We start from the raw sequence: 15,340 nt of genomic DNA, 5'->3' as shown, positions 1-15,340 counted from the left end.
GGCGCTTAAAAAAGATTGAATGCCGCGCTACAGGACGTACAGCCAGCCGGGCAGCGTGATGACCGAAAACAGCGTGCTCATCGAGATCACTGCGCCGACGACGGTCTTTTCGACATCGTATTCAACCGCGGGCACGGCCGCGCACACGACGGCGGCGATGGTCGCGGTCCGGTCGAGTTCCGTCGCAACGCAAAGCGCGTAGACCACGAGCGGCATGACAGCCAGCTTGAGCGCCGTCAGCAGCGCATAAAGACCCAGGCGTTCGCGCAGTTCGGTGAGTGTCAGATCGAGTCCAATGGCGAACAGCGCGCATGGCGTCAAGGCTTCGCCAAGCATCGTGAGAATCGACGCAACCGGCCTGGGCAGCGGCGAACCGAGGATCGACCAAAGCAGCCCGAAAATGGTCGCAAGGATGACGGGGTTGGTGGCTATCTGCCGTACCAGCGGCGCGGCAGATAGCCGGAGGCGCCGGCAAGCCATCCCGTCAGGATGATCTCAAAGATCGGAAGGATGGTGCCGGCGAGATGCATGGTGACCGTTCGTAGCGTGGATCGGGATCGGGATCGAACCGCATCCCGTTCACGACCTTGTTTTCCGCCGGCGCTAGGCTCCTAAGCGTGATTCGGCAATCCGCTTCAGATCATCGGGCGTTGATGCAGATTTAGCCAACTGCTCAAGCAAGGCTGCGGCTCTCTTTTCGTCTTTCGGTCCACCATCGCCAAGACCCAGGCTCATCGCGAGGTTGAGTATCGACCGGGGCAGTCCTCGCGAGGCCAACGCCTCGAGGAGATGACGCGCCACTTCGGGTTCCCGGTTTCGGTTGCCGCTTAGCAATTCATCAGTAATCGATTCCGCAAACCTCAGCGAGCTATCGTTTTCGGTCCTGCGTATACCGGTCGTGAGCGCATGTTCGAAGTGGCCAACGGGCTGGTTCGCGGCGTGCGCCAACGTGGTTAGCGCTTCCTGGAAACTTAGTTCTTCCTTTGAACCGGCAAACGGCGTGTCGGTTGAGTCGCCGCCCTCTTTTTGCGGATTCGCGGCCGATGGTTGCCACCAATGAACCAACTCGTCCGCGGCTTCACCTTGAAGATCAACGTGCGATGCGACCAATTGCGATGCCTGATAGACGCGTCTCTCGGTCAGGGCCGTGCTGTCGCACGCCTCGTCGAGCGCAGACGCTGCCTTGCTGCCCAGCTCGCTGTGAAGCTCGGTCCAGTCTTTATAGCCGAAGACTTCGGAGGTCACCTGTCGCGCCTGGGATTCCTTCAGCGATAGGCGGTATTTGAGCCGATCAACGGCCCGCGTCGGGATGGACGCGTTCTGGAAGTAAATGCGCATGACTTCGGTCCAGGTTTCTGTGCAAACGAGCCTCCACAGCCGGCACGGAATCAAAATGGACTGCGAAGCGGCGCAGGGGAAGTAGTACTCCGGCGAAAAAGATACCGCCGGTGCCTCACGCAGTCAATCCCATCGCGGGATTTGCGTCTGGCCCCGGCGACGCGAAGGCCGGTTGTTTGCGTTTTTATGCAACTGCTTATGCCGGGCTCTTCGATAAGACACATGCATCAAAATGGAGCGTGGAATAAATTTGGCGCCTCTATGATCGTGGCTTCAATCAAAAAGGGGAGTCACCGTGGGAGAAAACCATCGCAGGACACTGATCAGGTCGACCGCCGCGCTCGGTCTGGCCCATCTTCTTGGCCTTGGAAGCCTGAGCGTCTTGGCAGCATCCGCAACATCAGGCAAGCACATCAAGCCCGGCAGTCAGTCTGCGTTGATCGTTGTGGACGTGCAAAATTGTTTCATCGATGGCGGAACGTTGCCGGTGAAAGGCGGCGCCGAGGTCGTGCCGCTCATCAACGAGTTGGCCGGCAAGTTCGAGAACATTGTCATCACGCAGGACTGGCACACGGTGGGACACGCGTCGTTCGCCAGTTCCCATCCCGGCAAGAAGCCGTTCGAGACAGCGCAGTTGTCATACGGCACGCAGGTCTTGTGGCCGGACCATTGCATCCAGGGCACAGACGACGCCGCGCTCGACAAGGACCTCAAGCTGCCGACTGCGCAAGTGATCATACGCAAGGGTTTTCACAAGGACATGGATAGCTATTCCGCGTTCGAGGAAGCCGATCACAAGACAGAAACCGGCCTCGCGGGATACCTGAAGCAGCGGCGTATTAACACCGTGTTCGTGACCGGACTGGCGACTGATTTCTGCGTTGCATGGACAGCAATGGATGCCCGCAAGGCGGGGTTCCAGGCTTATGTGATCGAAGATGCAACGCGTCCGATCGATCTCAACGGCTCGCTTGCGGCCGCGCGCAAAAACATGGATCGCGTGGGCGTAAAGCGGATCCAGTCACAAGATATCTTGTCGACGTGAGCGGATATTGCGCGCGTGTCTGGACCCCTGACGCGCGGAGCATGTGTCCTCCGGCGTTTGGCTGTTTCTTTTCAAGTACGCAGCGGTCTCAAACCCGCGCGAACCTCCTCGGCGAATAGTTGCGGTTGCTCCCACGCGGCGAAGTGCCCGCCTCTATCGACCCGGTTGTAGTAGATGAGAGTGTGATACGCACGCTCTGTCCAGCTCCGCGGAGCCTGATGGTTCTCACGAGGAAACACGCTCACGGCCGCCGGGACTGATACATCGGCTGCGGCCAGAAAGTTGAAGTGAGACTCCCAATAAAAGCGCGCTGCGGAGATTCCTGTATTCGTCAACCAGTAGAGCGTGATGTCGTCGAGCACGTCGTCTCTCGTCAACTCGCCCGCGGACTCTCCATTAACGGGGTGCCCGAATACGGCCGAGGTCAGTGCGGCCGCAGGCTGAACATATCCGTCGCCGTGATCGAGCAGCCAGCTCGCCAGCGCAATGGGCGAGTCCGACAATCCGTAGAGCGTTTGAGGGCGTGTGCCCATCTCCAACGCATAGGCGCGTCGTTTCTTGGCGGCGCTGCTCAGCTGCTCGTAGGCGTGCTTTTCGTCATCCGACAGACCGGGCGGCGGCGGGTCTCCCGCTTGAAGCGCCTTTACAATTTCGGGCGGAACGGTCGCGGGAAAATTAACGTGAATGCCTAGCAATTCCGGTGGCGCCTGCTTAGCCATCACGTTCGCGACAATACCGCCCAGATCGCCGCCTTGCGCCGCGAATTTGGTGTATCCAAGGCGCGTCATTAACACGACCCAAGCACGTGCAGTGCGCTCCGGACCCCAACCGGTCGTGGCCGGTTTGCCGGAAAAACCATAGCCCGGCAAAGATGGAATGACCAGGTGAAAAGCGTCCGACGCACTCGCACCATGCGCCGTTGGATTGGTCAGCGGATCGATAATCTTGAACTGTTCGATGACCGAGCCGGGCCACCCATGCGTGACGATGAGCGGCATCGCATTCTCATGTTTCGAGCGAACATGAATGAAATGAATATCCAGCCCATCAATCTCCGTCACGAACTGCGGCAAGGCGTTCAGTTTCGCCTCGCACTTGCGCCAGTCGTAGTCGGTCGACCAATGACGCGCGAGCTCCTGGATCATCGCGAGCGGCACGCCTTGCGAGTCATCGGTGACTGTTTCCCGTTCGGGCCATCGCGTTGCTTTTATACGTCTTCGCAGATCGATGAGTTGCGCTTCCAACACGTGCACACGAAGCGGACGAATCGCCGTCTTGTCGCCGCTCGTCGATTGTGCAACTTCAGTAATCGTTTGATTAGTTTTCGCGAAAGCGAACTGATTTAATGAGCCCGCAGCCATAGTCGCCGCAGCCACACTAACAAAACGACGGCGAGACGGCGATGGCGGAAGAACGTTATTTAACATAAAACCTCCGTGTGACGATGAAGCGGAATTCCAATCAATGGCACAGTAAGCGCTAAGGGCATCGTGCGACGAATCACGAGTTTTCCGCCAGCAAGGACTTGATCTTCGCCTCGGTCTGTTCGTAGTCACCCTCGCCAAAGTGCGTGTAGACCACGTGCCCTTTCTTGTCGACCAGATAGAACGCGGGCCAATACTGGTTGTTGTAGGCGTTCCACGTTGCATAGCGGTTGTCTTGCGCGACCGGATACGTAATGCCAAGCCGCTTGATGGCGGTCTTGACGTTGTCCGTGTTGCGCTCGAATGGATACTCGGGCGTGTGCACGCCGACAACCACCAAGCCCTGGTCCTTAAATTTCTGATTCCATGCCTTCACATAAGGCAGCACATTGATACAGTTGATACAGGTATAGGTCCAGAAATCGACCAGTACCACCTTGCCGCGCAGCTGCTGCATGGTCAGCGGATCGCTATTGAGCCATTTATCGATACCGGTGAATTCCGGAGCGCTATTGGCGCTGCCAAGCGGACTTCCAGCGCCACTTGCGGCAGCACTGGCCGCGGGAGTCGCAACGAGACTTGTGATGGCCAGCGCGCCGGTTGCAACGGCTGCGGCGAAGAGGGTGACGGTAGCGGCGGTTTTGATTCGGGAGAGCATGACAGTCCTTCGAGTGGTGAGCATGGCTGTATTTGAACGCCCGCTCGTATCTGGCTTGTGTCGCCAACGCCGCCCGGTGCAATGTTTTGTGTCAGGGAAGCGCCCGGATACATTGAGATACAAAGCGTCGCGCGTAGTGGGCTATAAAGCAGCCATGCCTAATGCGGAGAACGCCATGAGTACCGAAGTGCTGAACGGAACCTGTCATTGCGGAAGCGTGAAATTCGAAGTCCGTACCGCCCTCACCCCTGCGACGCGTTGCAACTGCAGCGTGTGCCGGCGCAAGGGCGCGCTGATGACGCCGACGTTCGCGGCCGGCGACCTGAAGATCCTGAGCGGCGAGGATTCGCTGACGCTGTATCAGTTCAATACGCGCGCGGCTAAGCACTACTTCTGCAAGCATTGCGGAATTTATCCGTTCCATCAAACGCGCAAAGATCCGCAGCATTGGCGCGCGAACATCGGTTGCCTTCAAGGTATTGACCCGTATACGCTGGAGGCCGGCGTAGCCAATGGCGCGAGCCTCTCCGTCGTGGAGCATGCATGAGACGGCTAATGGCAATTCTCGCCTTCCTGGCGGGCGGACTCGCAACAGAAATGGCGCACCCCGTGCGGTGTCTGCTGGTCAATGTGAACCGGGTGCGCGTTTATCGTCGGAAGGATTGATTCATCGATGGAAAACACCGACCACGTATTGATCGTCGACGACGATCGCGGTATCCGCGAACTGCTTGCCACTTATCTCGAGAAGAACGGCATGCGCGTGTCGCTCGCTGCAAACGGCCGCCAGATGCGTGCAGTCCTGGAGCTGGGTGCGCCCGACCTGATCGTGCTTGACCTCATGATGCCCGGCGAAGACGGCCTCGTGCTGTGCCGCGAATTACGCGCAGGCAAGTTTCGCTCGGTGCCGGTATTGATGCTGACCGCTCGCAGCGAGGAAGCGGATCGCATCGTCGGGCTGGAAATGGGCGCCGACGATTACCTGTCCAAGCCGTTTGCAGTGCGCGAACTGTTGGCGCGTATCCGCTCCGTGTTGCGCCGCGCCCGCATGTTGCCGCCCGGCATGCAGGTGACGGAATCTGCGCCAATGATCAGCTTTGGCGCCTGGCGGCTCGACACCACAGGGCGCCATCTGCTCGACGCTGAAGGCACCATGGTCGCGCTCAGCGGCGCGGAGTACCGATTGCTGCGCGTGTTCCTCGATCATCCACAGCGCGTACTCACACGGGATCAGTTGCTCAACCTGACCCAGGGCCGCCAGGCCGATGCGTTTGACCGCTCGATCGATCTGCTGGTCAGCCGCTTGCGGCAGCGCTTGCAGGACACCGCGCGCGAGCCTCGTTACATCAAGACGCTGCGCAGTGAAGGTTATGTATTTTCGGCGGCGGTGAACATGATCGAAGGCAAGCCATGAAGCTCAATGCATTGCTGCATTGGCCGCGCACGCTGTTCGCGAGGCTTGCCCTGATCCTCTTTGTCGGCCTTGCGCTGGTACAAACGCTGTCGGTGTGGCTCACCATGACAGAACGCGACCAGACCATGAATAACGTGATGATGGGTTACATCGAACGCGAGGTCACCAGCTCCGTCGCGCTTCTGGATCATCTGCCCGCTGACGAACGCGCCGCGTGGCTGCCAAGACTGGCGCGGCGCACCTACACCTTTGTTCTGGGGCCCGGCGTCACCGGCGCGCCGCCGGACGCGAATCTGTCCGCGCGGGTGGCTCAATCGATTGCAGACGGCATCGGAAAACGTTATCCGCTCACGGCCAATGCGGTCCCGGGTGACCCTGAGCGCTTGCAGGTTCATCTGCAACTGAGCGACGGCACGCCGCTGACAATCGATTACCGCCCTATGCCGGGCGCACCGCTGTCGCCGTGGTTATCGTGGCTGCTGGTCCTGCAATTAGTAGTGCTGGCCGCGTGCTGCTGGCTGGCGGTACGGCTGGCTACGCGCCCCTTGAGCCAGTTGGCGAGCGCGGCCGATACGTTAGGCCCGGACCTGCAGGCGGAGCGGCTGCCGGAAGACGGACCGGACGAAGTCGCGCGTGCGGCCCGGGCTTTCAATGCCATGCAGGACCGCATCAAGTCGTACATGACTGAACGCCTGCAGATCCTCGCGGCGATTTCGCACGACCTGCAAACGCCGATTACCCGAATGCGTCTGCGCCTCGACGTGATGGATGAAAGCAACGAGGGAATAAAGCTGCAGCAGGACCTGCATGAAATGGAAACGATGGTCAAGGAAGGCGTGACGTACGCACGCACCATGCACGGCGCCAGCGAAGCGCCGCTGCGTATCGATCCCGATGCGCTGCTCGACAGCCTCGTGCTCGACTATATCGATGCCGGCAAGGACGTCTCGCTGCAGGGACACATTGCCACTCCACTGGTGACGCGCCCTCAGGCACTGAGACGGATCGTGGGCAATCTCGTCGATAACGCGCTGAAGTTTGGCGGAGCGGCAGAGATCAAGGTTGCTGCCCTGCAAGGCGGAGAGGTGACGGTCTCAGTGTTTGATCGCGGGCCGGGTATTCCGGCTGAGGCACTGGAAGCGGTATTTGAACCTTTCTACCGGGTGGAAGAGTCACGCAACCGCGGAACCGGTGGTACCGGACTCGGCCTCGCGATCGCGCGGCAACTTGCTCTGGCGATGAACGCAGCGCTGTCGCTGCATAACCGGCCCGACGGCGGCCTGGAAGCAAGGCTGTTGTTGAAATCCGCCAAATAGATTCGGATAACTCAGTGATTACGGGGCATGTCCGTCTTTGTATCTCAATGTATCTACACCGTCATTGAATACATAAGGTTTCACTGGCCCTCTTCGCAGACACAAGCCAGATACATCCACGGGTTCTAATGATTCCAGGCCAGACAGCCTGGCTTCGTTAAGCGAGACGACAGATACATCGCGCTTGGCGTAGCAACTACTCAAGGAGAATCAAGAATGCCGGACCCAATTAATACCCGACGTCGCCGCCTGCTCGGGACAACAGTTGCAGGACTCAGTTTGATGGAGTTGGGACTAAGCGGACTCGCCAAGGCGCAGTCCAACGCACCCGCTGCCGGCACGCAAGCTGCCACGCGCGCTGCTTCGTTCGACACTATTCGCCAGGTCAACGCCGGCGCGCTAAACATTGGCTATGCCGAAGCGGGCTCGCAGAATAAACCGGTCGTGATCCTGTTGCACGGCTGGCCCTACGATATCTACAGTTTCGCCGAAGTCACGCCGTTGCTCGTAGCCGCTGGGTATCGCGTGATCGTGCCGTATCTGCGCGGTTATGGCTCAACACGGTTTCTTTCCGCAGATACACCTCGCAACGGCCAGCAAGCCGTGGTTGCTGTCGACATCATTGCGTTAATGGACGCGTTGAAGATCGACAAGGCAATCTTCGGCGGCTTTGATTGGGGCGCGCGCACGGTGAATATTATTGCGGCGCTGTGGCCGCAGCGATGCGAAGCGATGGTGTCAGTAAGCGGTTATCTGATCGGCAGCCAGGAGGCGAACCGGACGCCGTTGCCGCCTAAGGCCGAGTTTGCCTGGTGGTACCAGTTTTATTTCGCTACGGACCGCGGTCAAGCGGGGTATGCCGCGAACCGTCACGATTTCAACAAGCTGATCTGGCATACCGCGTCGCCTAAATGGAATTTCGACGATGCAACGTTCGAGCGCTCGGCTGAATCGTTCAACAACCCGGACCACGTCGCGGTGGTGATTCACAATTACCGCTGGCGCCTGGCGCTGGTCAAGGGCGAGCCGCAATACGACGAGCTCGAAAAGCGTCTGGCGATGGCGCCGGCCATTTCTGTTCCGACCATCACCATGGAAGGCGACGCCAACGCCGCACCGCATCCCGATCCGGCCGCTTACGCGAAGAAGTTCACTGGCAAATATCAGCATCGGAACATCGACGGCGGCATTGGCCATAACCTGCCGCAGGAAGCGCCGAAAGCATTTGCCGATGCAGTCATTGATGTTGCGCAGCTTTAACCGGGCGAGTCTAGTAACAGCATGGGTGACTGACCAGTCACCCATGCCGGCACCCCAGCTCCCCCTCAACGATCCGCGAGTTTCCCCGAAACGGTTCGCACCAGCAACGCGCCGAGCACAAGACACGCGGCCACGAAATACAGGCCCATGCGATTGTCGTGCGTTGTCACGTTAAGCCACCCTACTGCATAGGGCGAGACAAAGCCGGCGAGGTTCCCAACGCAGTTGATGCCAGCAATGCCGACGGCCACTGAAGTCCCGGCAAGGAACGACGACGGAATGCTCCAGAACAACGACAGCGCCGACAATATGCCCGCAGCCGCCACGCTCAGCCAGATCACCGCAAGTGTTGGATGGTGACCTACATAACCGCTCGCAGCGAATCCGATTGCGCCGATCACAGCCAGCACTGAAAAATGCATCCGGCGTGAGCGGAAGCGGTCCGAGCTCATGCCAGTAAGCACGATCGCGGGAATGGCGACAAGGTAAGGAATCGCCGACAACCAGCCGATCGTCGATACATCACTTAGGCCGGAGTCCTTGATAATCGACGGCAGCCAGAAGCTGATGCCGTACAAGCCGATGATCTGGCAGAAGTAGACCGCGCAGAGTTTCCATATGTGCCGATCGGCAAGGATAGCGCCGAGGTTATGGTGCGTTGTCTTCTCTGAATCTTCCCGGTCGATTTCTCCTGTGACTAACGCCTTCTCGTCATCCGTCAACCACTTCGCCTGCGTGGGGCGATCGACCATCAGGGCCAACACGGCAATACCGCAAAGCAGCGCCGGAAGCGCTTCGATCAGGAACAGCCACTGCCATCCCGCCATGACGGTCGAATGACTGAAGCTGCTAAGCACCCAGCCTGATAATGGACCACCGACTACGCCTGACAACGGAATCGCAATGTAGTACACGCCAAGCGCGAAGCCCCGCTTTCTCGCAGGAAACCAATAGGTCAGGTACAACATGATCCCCGGCGAGAAGCCAGCTTCCGCCACGCCCAGAAAAAAACGGGCGGTGTAGAACTGCACCGGGGTTTTCACAAACAGCGTCAACGCGGAAATAATCGCCCACGTGATCATGATCCGGGCAATCCAGATGCGCGCGCCGACCCGATGCAGGATCAGGTTGCTGGGCACCTCGAAAATAAAATAGCCTATAAAGAAGATGCCCGCACCGAGGCCATAGACCGCGTCGCTCATGTGCAGGTCGTTCAGCATCTGCAACTTGGCAAAACCGACGTTCACCCGGTCGAGATAACCGCACAAATAACACAGCACGATAAACGGCATGATGCGCCAGCTGATCTTGCGGTAGACGTCGGTACGCGCCGCCGGCGCCACCAATAGGGTTTCGCTGATATGGCTCATGTCTCCTCCGTCGTCCTTTACCGGACGTTATAGAGTGCGGCCGGGCGGACGCCCGGCCATCGATCAGGGATGCTTATGATGCACTTGCGGCTCGTTCACGATGCGAGTTTTTCGGCAGCCACCTCTACACCAAGTTCCTTGCGGAACATCGCCTCCATCTCGAGACGCACACGCACGGCTTCCTTGGTGGCGTCGAAGGCCACGTCGGTCCAGCGGACCGGTTGCCCGGCCGCCACCGGACGTTGCAACACCATGTTGTGCGCGAGGCCAATGGGCAGCGCGCCGTGCAGCAGGGAGTCCACTGCTGGCATCAGCTTGCCGTAGACGGTGTGACCGCCTTCGCCGTCCAGCCGCTCGCCTGCACGCAGATCGCGCTTGGCTGTAGCCGCAACGTCGCCGTGGAACCCCGTGGTCGCGCCCGTGGCCTCGCCACGCACCGCAATGCTCGCAATCGATACCCCGAGTTCGAGGCCGATCAGGTGATACGGCTTGTACATGGCCGCGAAACGTCCGCTCTTGTCAGTCTTCAGGCCGTATTGCGCGAAGCAGTCGCGGACGTAATCGGAGGGCGCTTCAAAAACGGCGTAGACGCCCCAGCGCAAGTCGCGAAACACGGGACGACCATCGCGTTCAAGCGACGACACCACTTCCACGCTGCCGCGATGCGGCAGGATTCCGCCCTCGGAGGCCGGGCGCAGCAACTCAGGCAAGTCGTCGACGCCACAGGCGGGAAACGCCAGGCCGTCGGGCGGCGGACGCAGGTCGCATGCGTTCGATACCGCCGCCATTTCCAACGCGGACTTCGTGCCGTCGAGGAAGGAGTTGAACATCTGCGCGTTGAAGTCGCCGGAACCAACCTGCTCTTCCGTGAAGCCGTAATAACTCCAGACGGTGTCCGGCGTCGACTGGTGATAGACCGGCAAATACTTGGTGCCCTTGCCTGCACAGATGACGTCGAAACCGATCGTGCGCGCCCAGTCCACCAGTTCCGCAATCAACGCGGGCTGATCGCCTGAAGCCATCGAATAGATGATGCCCGCCTCCGCCGCGCGCCGTGCAAGTAGCGGACCGGCAAGCACGTCAGCTTCGACGTTGACCATCACGATGTGTTTCTTGTACTTGCAGCACAGCAACGCGTGGTGGATGCCTGCTGCGGGGCTGCCTGTTGCATCGATGACGATATCGACGTGGTCGCTGGCGATCATCGCGTCGGCGTCGTCAGTGATAAAGGTCGAGCCGCTGCGCAAAGCTTCTGCCCACGAACTCGCCGAATAACGCGCTTCTTCCCAGCCGACACGCTGCATCGCGTTGCGTGCCCGCGCCGGCGAGATATCCGCGATGCCGACGAGATGAATGCCCGGCGTGCGCGACGCCTGCGACAGATACATGGATCCGAATTTGCCCGCGCCGATCAGTCCTACTCTGACGGGACGTCCTGCCTGGGCACGAGCTTCGAGTTTCGCGATAAGCGACATGCTGTCTCCTTTACTTTATTCATAGGGTTGAATCTCGGTCCGCTGTCGTTGGCTTGATCGGGATCGAACCGCGCCTTCATCGGGGAAGGACATGAAGCCAAAGATAGCAGCCAATTTTTTGCAATAGAATGGGCAATTCCACAACCGCGCTGTGCAAAAATTCCCATGCGGAGATTTGACTGGGATTCCCTGCAAGCCTTCCTCGCCGTCGCTCGCGCGGGACGTCTCACTGTCGCAGCGCAGCAAATGGGCGTAGACCATTCGACGCTTAGCCGGCGCGTTGCTGCGCTTGAAGCAAGCATTGGCGTGCAGCTATTCGAGCGGCGTTCAGTCGGCTTTTTGCTGACGCCCGAAGGGGAACGCTTGATGACCGATGCGGAGGCGATGGAGAGCCTCGCTCTGCGCATCAACGCGCGTTTGGGCGATCCATCAGTTGGATTGACGGGGACGGTAAGGGTTGGTACGCCTGAGGGATTCGGCACCTATTTTCTTGCGCCGAGAATTGCGAAGCTGACCGCCATGCATCCCGACCTGGAGATAGAACTGGTCGCCAATCCGCGCATGTTCAGCTTGTCCAAGCGCGAAGCCGATATTGCAGTCAGCATGACGCGCCCTAGTCAGGGGCGGGTTTACGCCCACAAGCTCAATGATTATTCGCTTGGGGTTTATGCGTCGCCCCGATACCTCGACACGCATGCGCCCATCACCACGTTTGAGGATATCTTCGATCATCCGTGGATTGGCTACGTCGAAGATTTGATGTGGAGTGCGGAGCTCGATTACTTGTCGCAGATCTCCACGTCGCTGACGCCGTCCGTGCGTATTTCGAATGTGATTAGTCAGGCCGCGGCAGTGGGCGGCGGCGCGGGGATTGGTGTGTTGCCGTGCTTTATTGCGCGCACGGACCGTACTCTCGTGCGTCTTCTCCCCGATGAAATTTCGCTCAGCCGTTCCTACTGGCTCGTTACGCATGCGGACTCGCACGATGTAGCGCGGGTCAAGCTCATAGCGGATTTCATTCGCGCCGAATGCAGTGCGTCAGGGTTGTTCTGGGTGTGAAAGCTCCTGCGCGCTCTAACGCTGACGTGCTTGCGATTAACCATACGTCGTGGGGTTCAAGCTGCATGCAAGACCTTGCCAATCGACATCAACATTCCCTCCGCGCCTCGGGTAGGATCCGTGCCGGCAAGTTGATGGCCTATTAGATCGTAAAAATATTAATATATCGGCTACCGGAACCGGTTGGCGATCAGCCATGTCCAGGCGGACCGCCAACGCCCAACGGCGTCACCCTATGGTTCGCGTAGTCAGCTTCGGAGTCGATGAGCAGCGGCCGAGAAGCGGGTTAGACCATCATCGCTGCTTCGACCTTCCGCACTCAGACTATGACCGATGAAGTTTCCGTTTTACCATCACCTTCAGCGTCCAGCCGTCTTTCGCTCAATGACGTTCCCGTTGGAGAGCCGCTAGCATGGTCTATCGTTAGTGCAGATGGTGCTCTGTTAATCGAAGCCGGCTCCACATTACCAAGTCAGGCCGCGCGAACATTCCTGTTCGAAAACTTCGAGCCCTCCAAGTTCGAAGAGGCGTCCGGAGACGGCGTGAATAATTCGGCGCATACCGCCCACGCTGATGCCGATGCGCTCGAGAATGAGTCTGCCGAACATCTCACACTCGACACTATCGGCTTGAAAATCGGTGCGCGCCTGGGCTTGCGAGCGGCCCCCGGGTCCGCCATGTATTCGAGCCGCGTCATTGGTTTCTCCACGCCCGGAGCGCGCCGCGCACGCGCAGTTTTCATCACCCAACCCGTGATCTCAGGGCATCAGCCGCTGGACCTCGCACGTGGTGAGAAAGTCGAACTGGTCGCGCTGACAACGCGGTCGGTGTTCCAGTTCGCCTGCACCGTTGAGGCCGTGTGCCATGAACCGTTTCACTATCTGGTGTTGTCGGAGCCTGGCGTTATCCGCCGCTTGCGGGCACGCAAGTTCATACGCGTGACCACGCACATGCCAGCGCATTTTTTCAACGCGGACAGCGGCGAGGGCACGCCTCAACTTGGCCTGATCCGCGATATCAGTCCTTTCGGCATGTCGTTGGCCGTCGCCGAGCCGAACGCGAAGCTCGACGACCGGCTCCATTTGTCGTTTCGTTTCAACACGGACGACACCGACGTCAACATTGATTGCGACGCGATAGTGCGGCATGTCCAAGGAGTCGATGCAAAAGGCAAAAACGGTGCCTACGGACTGGAATTCGAGAAGCTTGAACCGTCGCAGCGCATTGCGTTGAAGTCGCTCATGGCGGAACAGATCTGATTCGGACTTGTTAAGGGGCCGGGAGCCGTCCGCAACGTCAAGGCCTGTTTGACCACGGTGTTTTTCGTCGGGGCACAATAGAATCTTCCAGCGAGTCCAGGGCATGTTGCCCCATCTATGGTTCGCCTGCTGAAAGCTTCTTCCGCGAGGCCGACCACATGACCGCATCTCCCGCGCTCGTCCTGTTCGACATGGAAGGCGTCCTGTCCCACTACGACCGCGCCGCCCGGGTCGAGCATTTATCGGCCGTGTCAGGTCAGTCGCCCGACGCCGTGCGTCACGCCATCTGGGGGTCCGGGCTGGAAGCGCGCGCCGACGCCGGAGAGATCAGCGACGACGAGTACTTAAGCGAATTAAGCAACCTGCTGGGCTGCCCCATTCATCGCGACGACTGGCTGGCGGCCCGGCATGCATCGATCACGCCTTACACCGAAGTGCTTGCACTCGCCGCACAAGTGGCCGGCCGTTGCCAGATTGCGGTGCTGACAAACAATTGCCGCCTGGTCACGGATCATATTGGTTATCTGAATCCTCCCGTCGCGCGGCTCTTCGGGCCGCACGTGTATGCGTCCGCTTCGTTCGGTGCAGCGAAGCCGGCGGCGCAAACTTACCTTCGATGTCTCGAACAGCTTGGCGTGCAAGCGGACGAAACGCTTTTCATCGACGACACAGACACCAACGTCGCCGGGGCGATCAACGCCGGTTTGCATGGATACAAATTTGTCAGCGTCGATGCATTGGCAGAAGAACTCAAGCGTTGGCAATTGCTTTAGCGCGCGTTGCAGGACCCCGATTTCTTACGATGCAACAGCGCGAAGCTCACGACCATCGCAACACGCCATCGCGAACGTATTGTGCGAATGCCCGCGCCGCCGGTCCGGTGTTGGACGGCAAATGCAGGCTGATTGCAAAGTTCGGCAATGCCGGCATGCCGGTATCTGTATCGAGGATATCCATGTCGGCTGGAACCGTGGACGCAAGCCATGCAGTGATCGCCAGGTCGCTTCTCACCGTTGCCGTGGTCGCCTCGATGTTGCCACTCTCGAACACGCTCCGCCATTCGAGATTCTTCTCGCGGAGCGCTTGTAAAACGACCGGCCTGAACGCGCAGGATTCCGCCACAATCGAAACCGGCAACGGCCGCTTCAGATGCGCCATGCCCCCTCTTGCACCTACCCAGACGAGCCGTTCGACACGCAGGCATTCGCCCGCCGCTTCGCCCGTGGCCGCCTCTATGACCGCGAGGTCGAGCGAACCGCTCGCCAGCGCTTTGGAGAGGTCGGGCGACGTCGTGCACATCAGCGATATCTCCACGTAAGGGCAGGCTTCCGCGAACGCCTTGAAGATGGGCGGGAAGCACGTTCCCACGAGGTCATACGGCACGCCGATGCGTAGCGGCCCCTGTAACGGACGCGTCGCCATATCCGCCCAGATCTCGTCGTTCATCCCGAGAAGGCGTTTGGCCTTGCCCAGAAAACGTTCGCCGATCCGGGTCAGTTCAAGCCGGCGTCCCTCGCGCTCGAACAGACTGCAATCGAACGATTCCTCCAGCCGCTTGATCTGCTGGCTTACTGCGCCTTGCGTCAGATGCAGGCTGTTCGCGGCCACCGTCATGCTGCCGTGGTCCGCCACGGCGACGAAGGTCCGCAGGAGATTGATGTCGAGATTCTGGGTCATGGACATATTATGTATCGTAATGCGTTGCATCAATAAGTATCGATT

15 protein-coding genes are annotated in these 15,340 nt (G+C 59.3%); 8 read left to right on the top strand and 7 right to left on the bottom strand.

Annotation, left to right across the window (positions count from 1 at the left end; translation table 11 throughout):
• Positions 1-27 precede the first annotated feature (27 nt).
• Together ACMX25_RS10775 and ACMX25_RS10770 are read right to left on the bottom strand one after the other, a co-directional pair.
• Positions 28-480, bottom strand: coding sequence for an AEC family transporter (locus tag ACMX25_RS10775; protein WP_414949769.1), 453 nt, complete (start codon positions 478-480; stop codon positions 28-30).
• Between the two features lie 123 nt (positions 481-603).
• Positions 604-1,338 (bottom strand): SEL1-like repeat protein, encoded by a 735-nt coding sequence (locus tag ACMX25_RS10770; RefSeq protein WP_414949768.1) that lies wholly within the window; start codon positions 1,336-1,338, stop codon positions 604-606.
• 295 nt (positions 1,339-1,633) lie between these two features.
• On the opposite strand from ACMX25_RS10770, the gene ACMX25_RS10765 reads away from it, so the two are divergent.
• Entirely contained in the window at positions 1,634-2,383 is a 750-nt protein-coding gene (locus ACMX25_RS10765; RefSeq protein WP_414949766.1) for a nicotinamidase, read from the top strand.
• Positions 2,384-2,454: 71 nt separating this feature from the next.
• On the opposite strand, the gene ACMX25_RS10760 is transcribed toward ACMX25_RS10765, so the two are convergent.
• Together ACMX25_RS10760 and ACMX25_RS10755 are read right to left on the bottom strand one after the other, a co-directional pair.
• The gene (locus tag ACMX25_RS10760) at positions 2,455-3,810 is read right to left on the bottom strand and encodes an epoxide hydrolase family protein (RefSeq protein ID WP_414949764.1); all 1,356 of its coding nucleotides are present in this window, start codon (positions 3,808-3,810) and stop codon (positions 2,455-2,457) included.
• Between the two features lie 73 nt (positions 3,811-3,883).
• Complete coding sequence (locus tag ACMX25_RS10755) at positions 3,884-4,465, bottom strand: thioredoxin family protein (protein WP_414949762.1); 582 nt, start codon at positions 4,463-4,465, stop codon at positions 3,884-3,886.
• 175 nt (positions 4,466-4,640) lie between these two features.
• Here ACMX25_RS10755 and ACMX25_RS10750 point away from each other — a divergent pair, with 175 nt between their 5' ends.
• The 4 genes from ACMX25_RS10750 (at position 4,641) to ACMX25_RS10735 (ending at position 8,455) form a co-directional block, all read left to right on the top strand.
• A complete protein-coding gene (locus ACMX25_RS10750) occupies positions 4,641-5,012 on the top strand; it encodes a GFA family protein (protein ID WP_414949761.1) in 372 nt (123 codons plus the stop codon).
• 126 nt (positions 5,013-5,138) lie between these two features.
• Complete coding sequence (locus ACMX25_RS10745; protein WP_414949760.1) at positions 5,139-5,879, top strand: response regulator; 741 nt, start codon at positions 5,139-5,141, stop codon at positions 5,877-5,879.
• A complete protein-coding gene (locus tag ACMX25_RS10740) occupies positions 5,876-7,195 on the top strand; it encodes a sensor histidine kinase (RefSeq protein WP_414949759.1) in 1,320 nt (439 codons plus the stop codon). The genes ACMX25_RS10745 and ACMX25_RS10740 overlap by 4 nt, the downstream gene beginning before the upstream one ends.
• 216 nt (positions 7,196-7,411) lie before the next feature.
• The gene (locus ACMX25_RS10735) at positions 7,412-8,455 is read left to right on the top strand and encodes an alpha/beta fold hydrolase (RefSeq protein ID WP_414949758.1); all 1,044 of its coding nucleotides are present in this window, start codon (positions 7,412-7,414) and stop codon (positions 8,453-8,455) included.
• Between the two features lie 65 nt (positions 8,456-8,520).
• Here ACMX25_RS10735 and ACMX25_RS10730 read toward each other — a convergent pair whose 3' ends face one another.
• Complete coding sequence (locus ACMX25_RS10730; RefSeq protein ID WP_414949756.1) at positions 8,521-9,825, bottom strand: MFS transporter; 1,305 nt, start codon at positions 9,823-9,825, stop codon at positions 8,521-8,523.
• Between the two features lie 95 nt (positions 9,826-9,920).
• Positions 9,921-11,300 carry an NAD(P)H-dependent oxidoreductase gene (locus ACMX25_RS10725; protein WP_414949755.1) on the bottom strand — a complete coding sequence of 460 codons (1,380 nt, stop codon included), beginning with the start codon at positions 11,298-11,300 and terminating at the stop codon, positions 9,921-9,923.
• 165 nt (positions 11,301-11,465) lie between these two features.
• On the opposite strand from ACMX25_RS10725, the gene ACMX25_RS10720 reads away from it, so the two are divergent.
• The 3 genes from ACMX25_RS10720 (at position 11,466) to ACMX25_RS10710 (ending at position 14,391) form a co-directional block, all read left to right on the top strand.
• A complete protein-coding gene (locus tag ACMX25_RS10720) occupies positions 11,466-12,359 on the top strand; it encodes a LysR family transcriptional regulator (RefSeq protein WP_414949754.1) in 894 nt (297 codons plus the stop codon).
• Positions 12,360-12,901: 542 nt separating this feature from the next.
• Positions 12,902-13,618 (top strand): flagellar brake protein, encoded by a 717-nt coding sequence (locus tag ACMX25_RS10715; RefSeq protein ID WP_414949753.1) that lies wholly within the window; start codon positions 12,902-12,904, stop codon positions 13,616-13,618.
• Positions 13,619-13,776: 158 nt separating this feature from the next.
• The gene (locus tag ACMX25_RS10710) at positions 13,777-14,391 is read left to right on the top strand and encodes an HAD family hydrolase (RefSeq protein ID WP_414949752.1); all 615 of its coding nucleotides are present in this window, start codon (positions 13,777-13,779) and stop codon (positions 14,389-14,391) included.
• Between the two features lie 46 nt (positions 14,392-14,437).
• Here the strand turns inward: ACMX25_RS10710 and ACMX25_RS10705 are convergent, their stop codons facing one another.
• Positions 14,438-15,295: a LysR family transcriptional regulator gene (locus ACMX25_RS10705; protein WP_414949965.1), complete on the bottom strand. Its 858-nt coding sequence runs from the start codon at positions 15,293-15,295 to the stop codon at positions 14,438-14,440.
• Between the last annotated feature and the right edge of the window lie 45 nt (positions 15,296-15,340).

Origin of the sequence: Caballeronia eucalypticola, assembly GCF_047608185.1 — a bacterium.
GTDB lineage: Bacteria > Pseudomonadota > Gammaproteobacteria > Burkholderiales > Burkholderiaceae > Caballeronia.
Note: the sequence above shows the minus strand (reverse complement) of the source record. Positions and strands in the feature narration are given on the sequence as shown.

Coding starts and splice junctions, on each gene's coding strand:
- ACMX25_RS10775 (WP_414949769.1), bottom strand. CDS start 480: ATGGCTTGCCGGCGCCTCCGGCTATCTGCCGCGCCGCTGGTACGGCAG.
- ACMX25_RS10770 (WP_414949768.1), bottom strand. CDS start 1,338: ATGCGCATTTACTTCCAGAACGCGTCCATCCCGACGCGGGCCGTTGAT.
- ACMX25_RS10760 (WP_414949764.1), bottom strand. CDS start 3,810: ATGTTAAATAACGTTCTTCCGCCATCGCCGTCTCGCCGTCGTTTTGTT.
- ACMX25_RS10755 (WP_414949762.1), bottom strand. CDS start 4,465: ATGCTCTCCCGAATCAAAACCGCCGCTACCGTCACCCTCTTCGCCGCA.
- ACMX25_RS10750 (WP_414949761.1), top strand. CDS start 4,641: ATGAGTACCGAAGTGCTGAACGGAACCTGTCATTGCGGAAGCGTGAAA.
- ACMX25_RS10745 (WP_414949760.1), top strand. CDS start 5,139: ATGGAAAACACCGACCACGTATTGATCGTCGACGACGATCGCGGTATC.
- ACMX25_RS10740 (WP_414949759.1), top strand. CDS start 5,876: ATGAAGCTCAATGCATTGCTGCATTGGCCGCGCACGCTGTTCGCGAGG.
- ACMX25_RS10735 (WP_414949758.1), top strand. CDS start 7,412: ATGCCGGACCCAATTAATACCCGACGTCGCCGCCTGCTCGGGACAACA.
- ACMX25_RS10730 (WP_414949756.1), bottom strand. CDS start 9,825: ATGAGCCATATCAGCGAAACCCTATTGGTGGCGCCGGCGGCGCGTACC.
- ACMX25_RS10725 (WP_414949755.1), bottom strand. CDS start 11,300: ATGTCGCTTATCGCGAAACTCGAAGCTCGTGCCCAGGCAGGACGTCCC.
- ACMX25_RS10720 (WP_414949754.1), top strand. CDS start 11,466: ATGCGGAGATTTGACTGGGATTCCCTGCAAGCCTTCCTCGCCGTCGCT.
- ACMX25_RS10710 (WP_414949752.1), top strand. CDS start 13,777: ATGACCGCATCTCCCGCGCTCGTCCTGTTCGACATGGAAGGCGTCCTG.
- ACMX25_RS10705 (WP_414949965.1), bottom strand. CDS start 15,295: ATGACCCAGAATCTCGACATCAATCTCCTGCGGACCTTCGTCGCCGTG.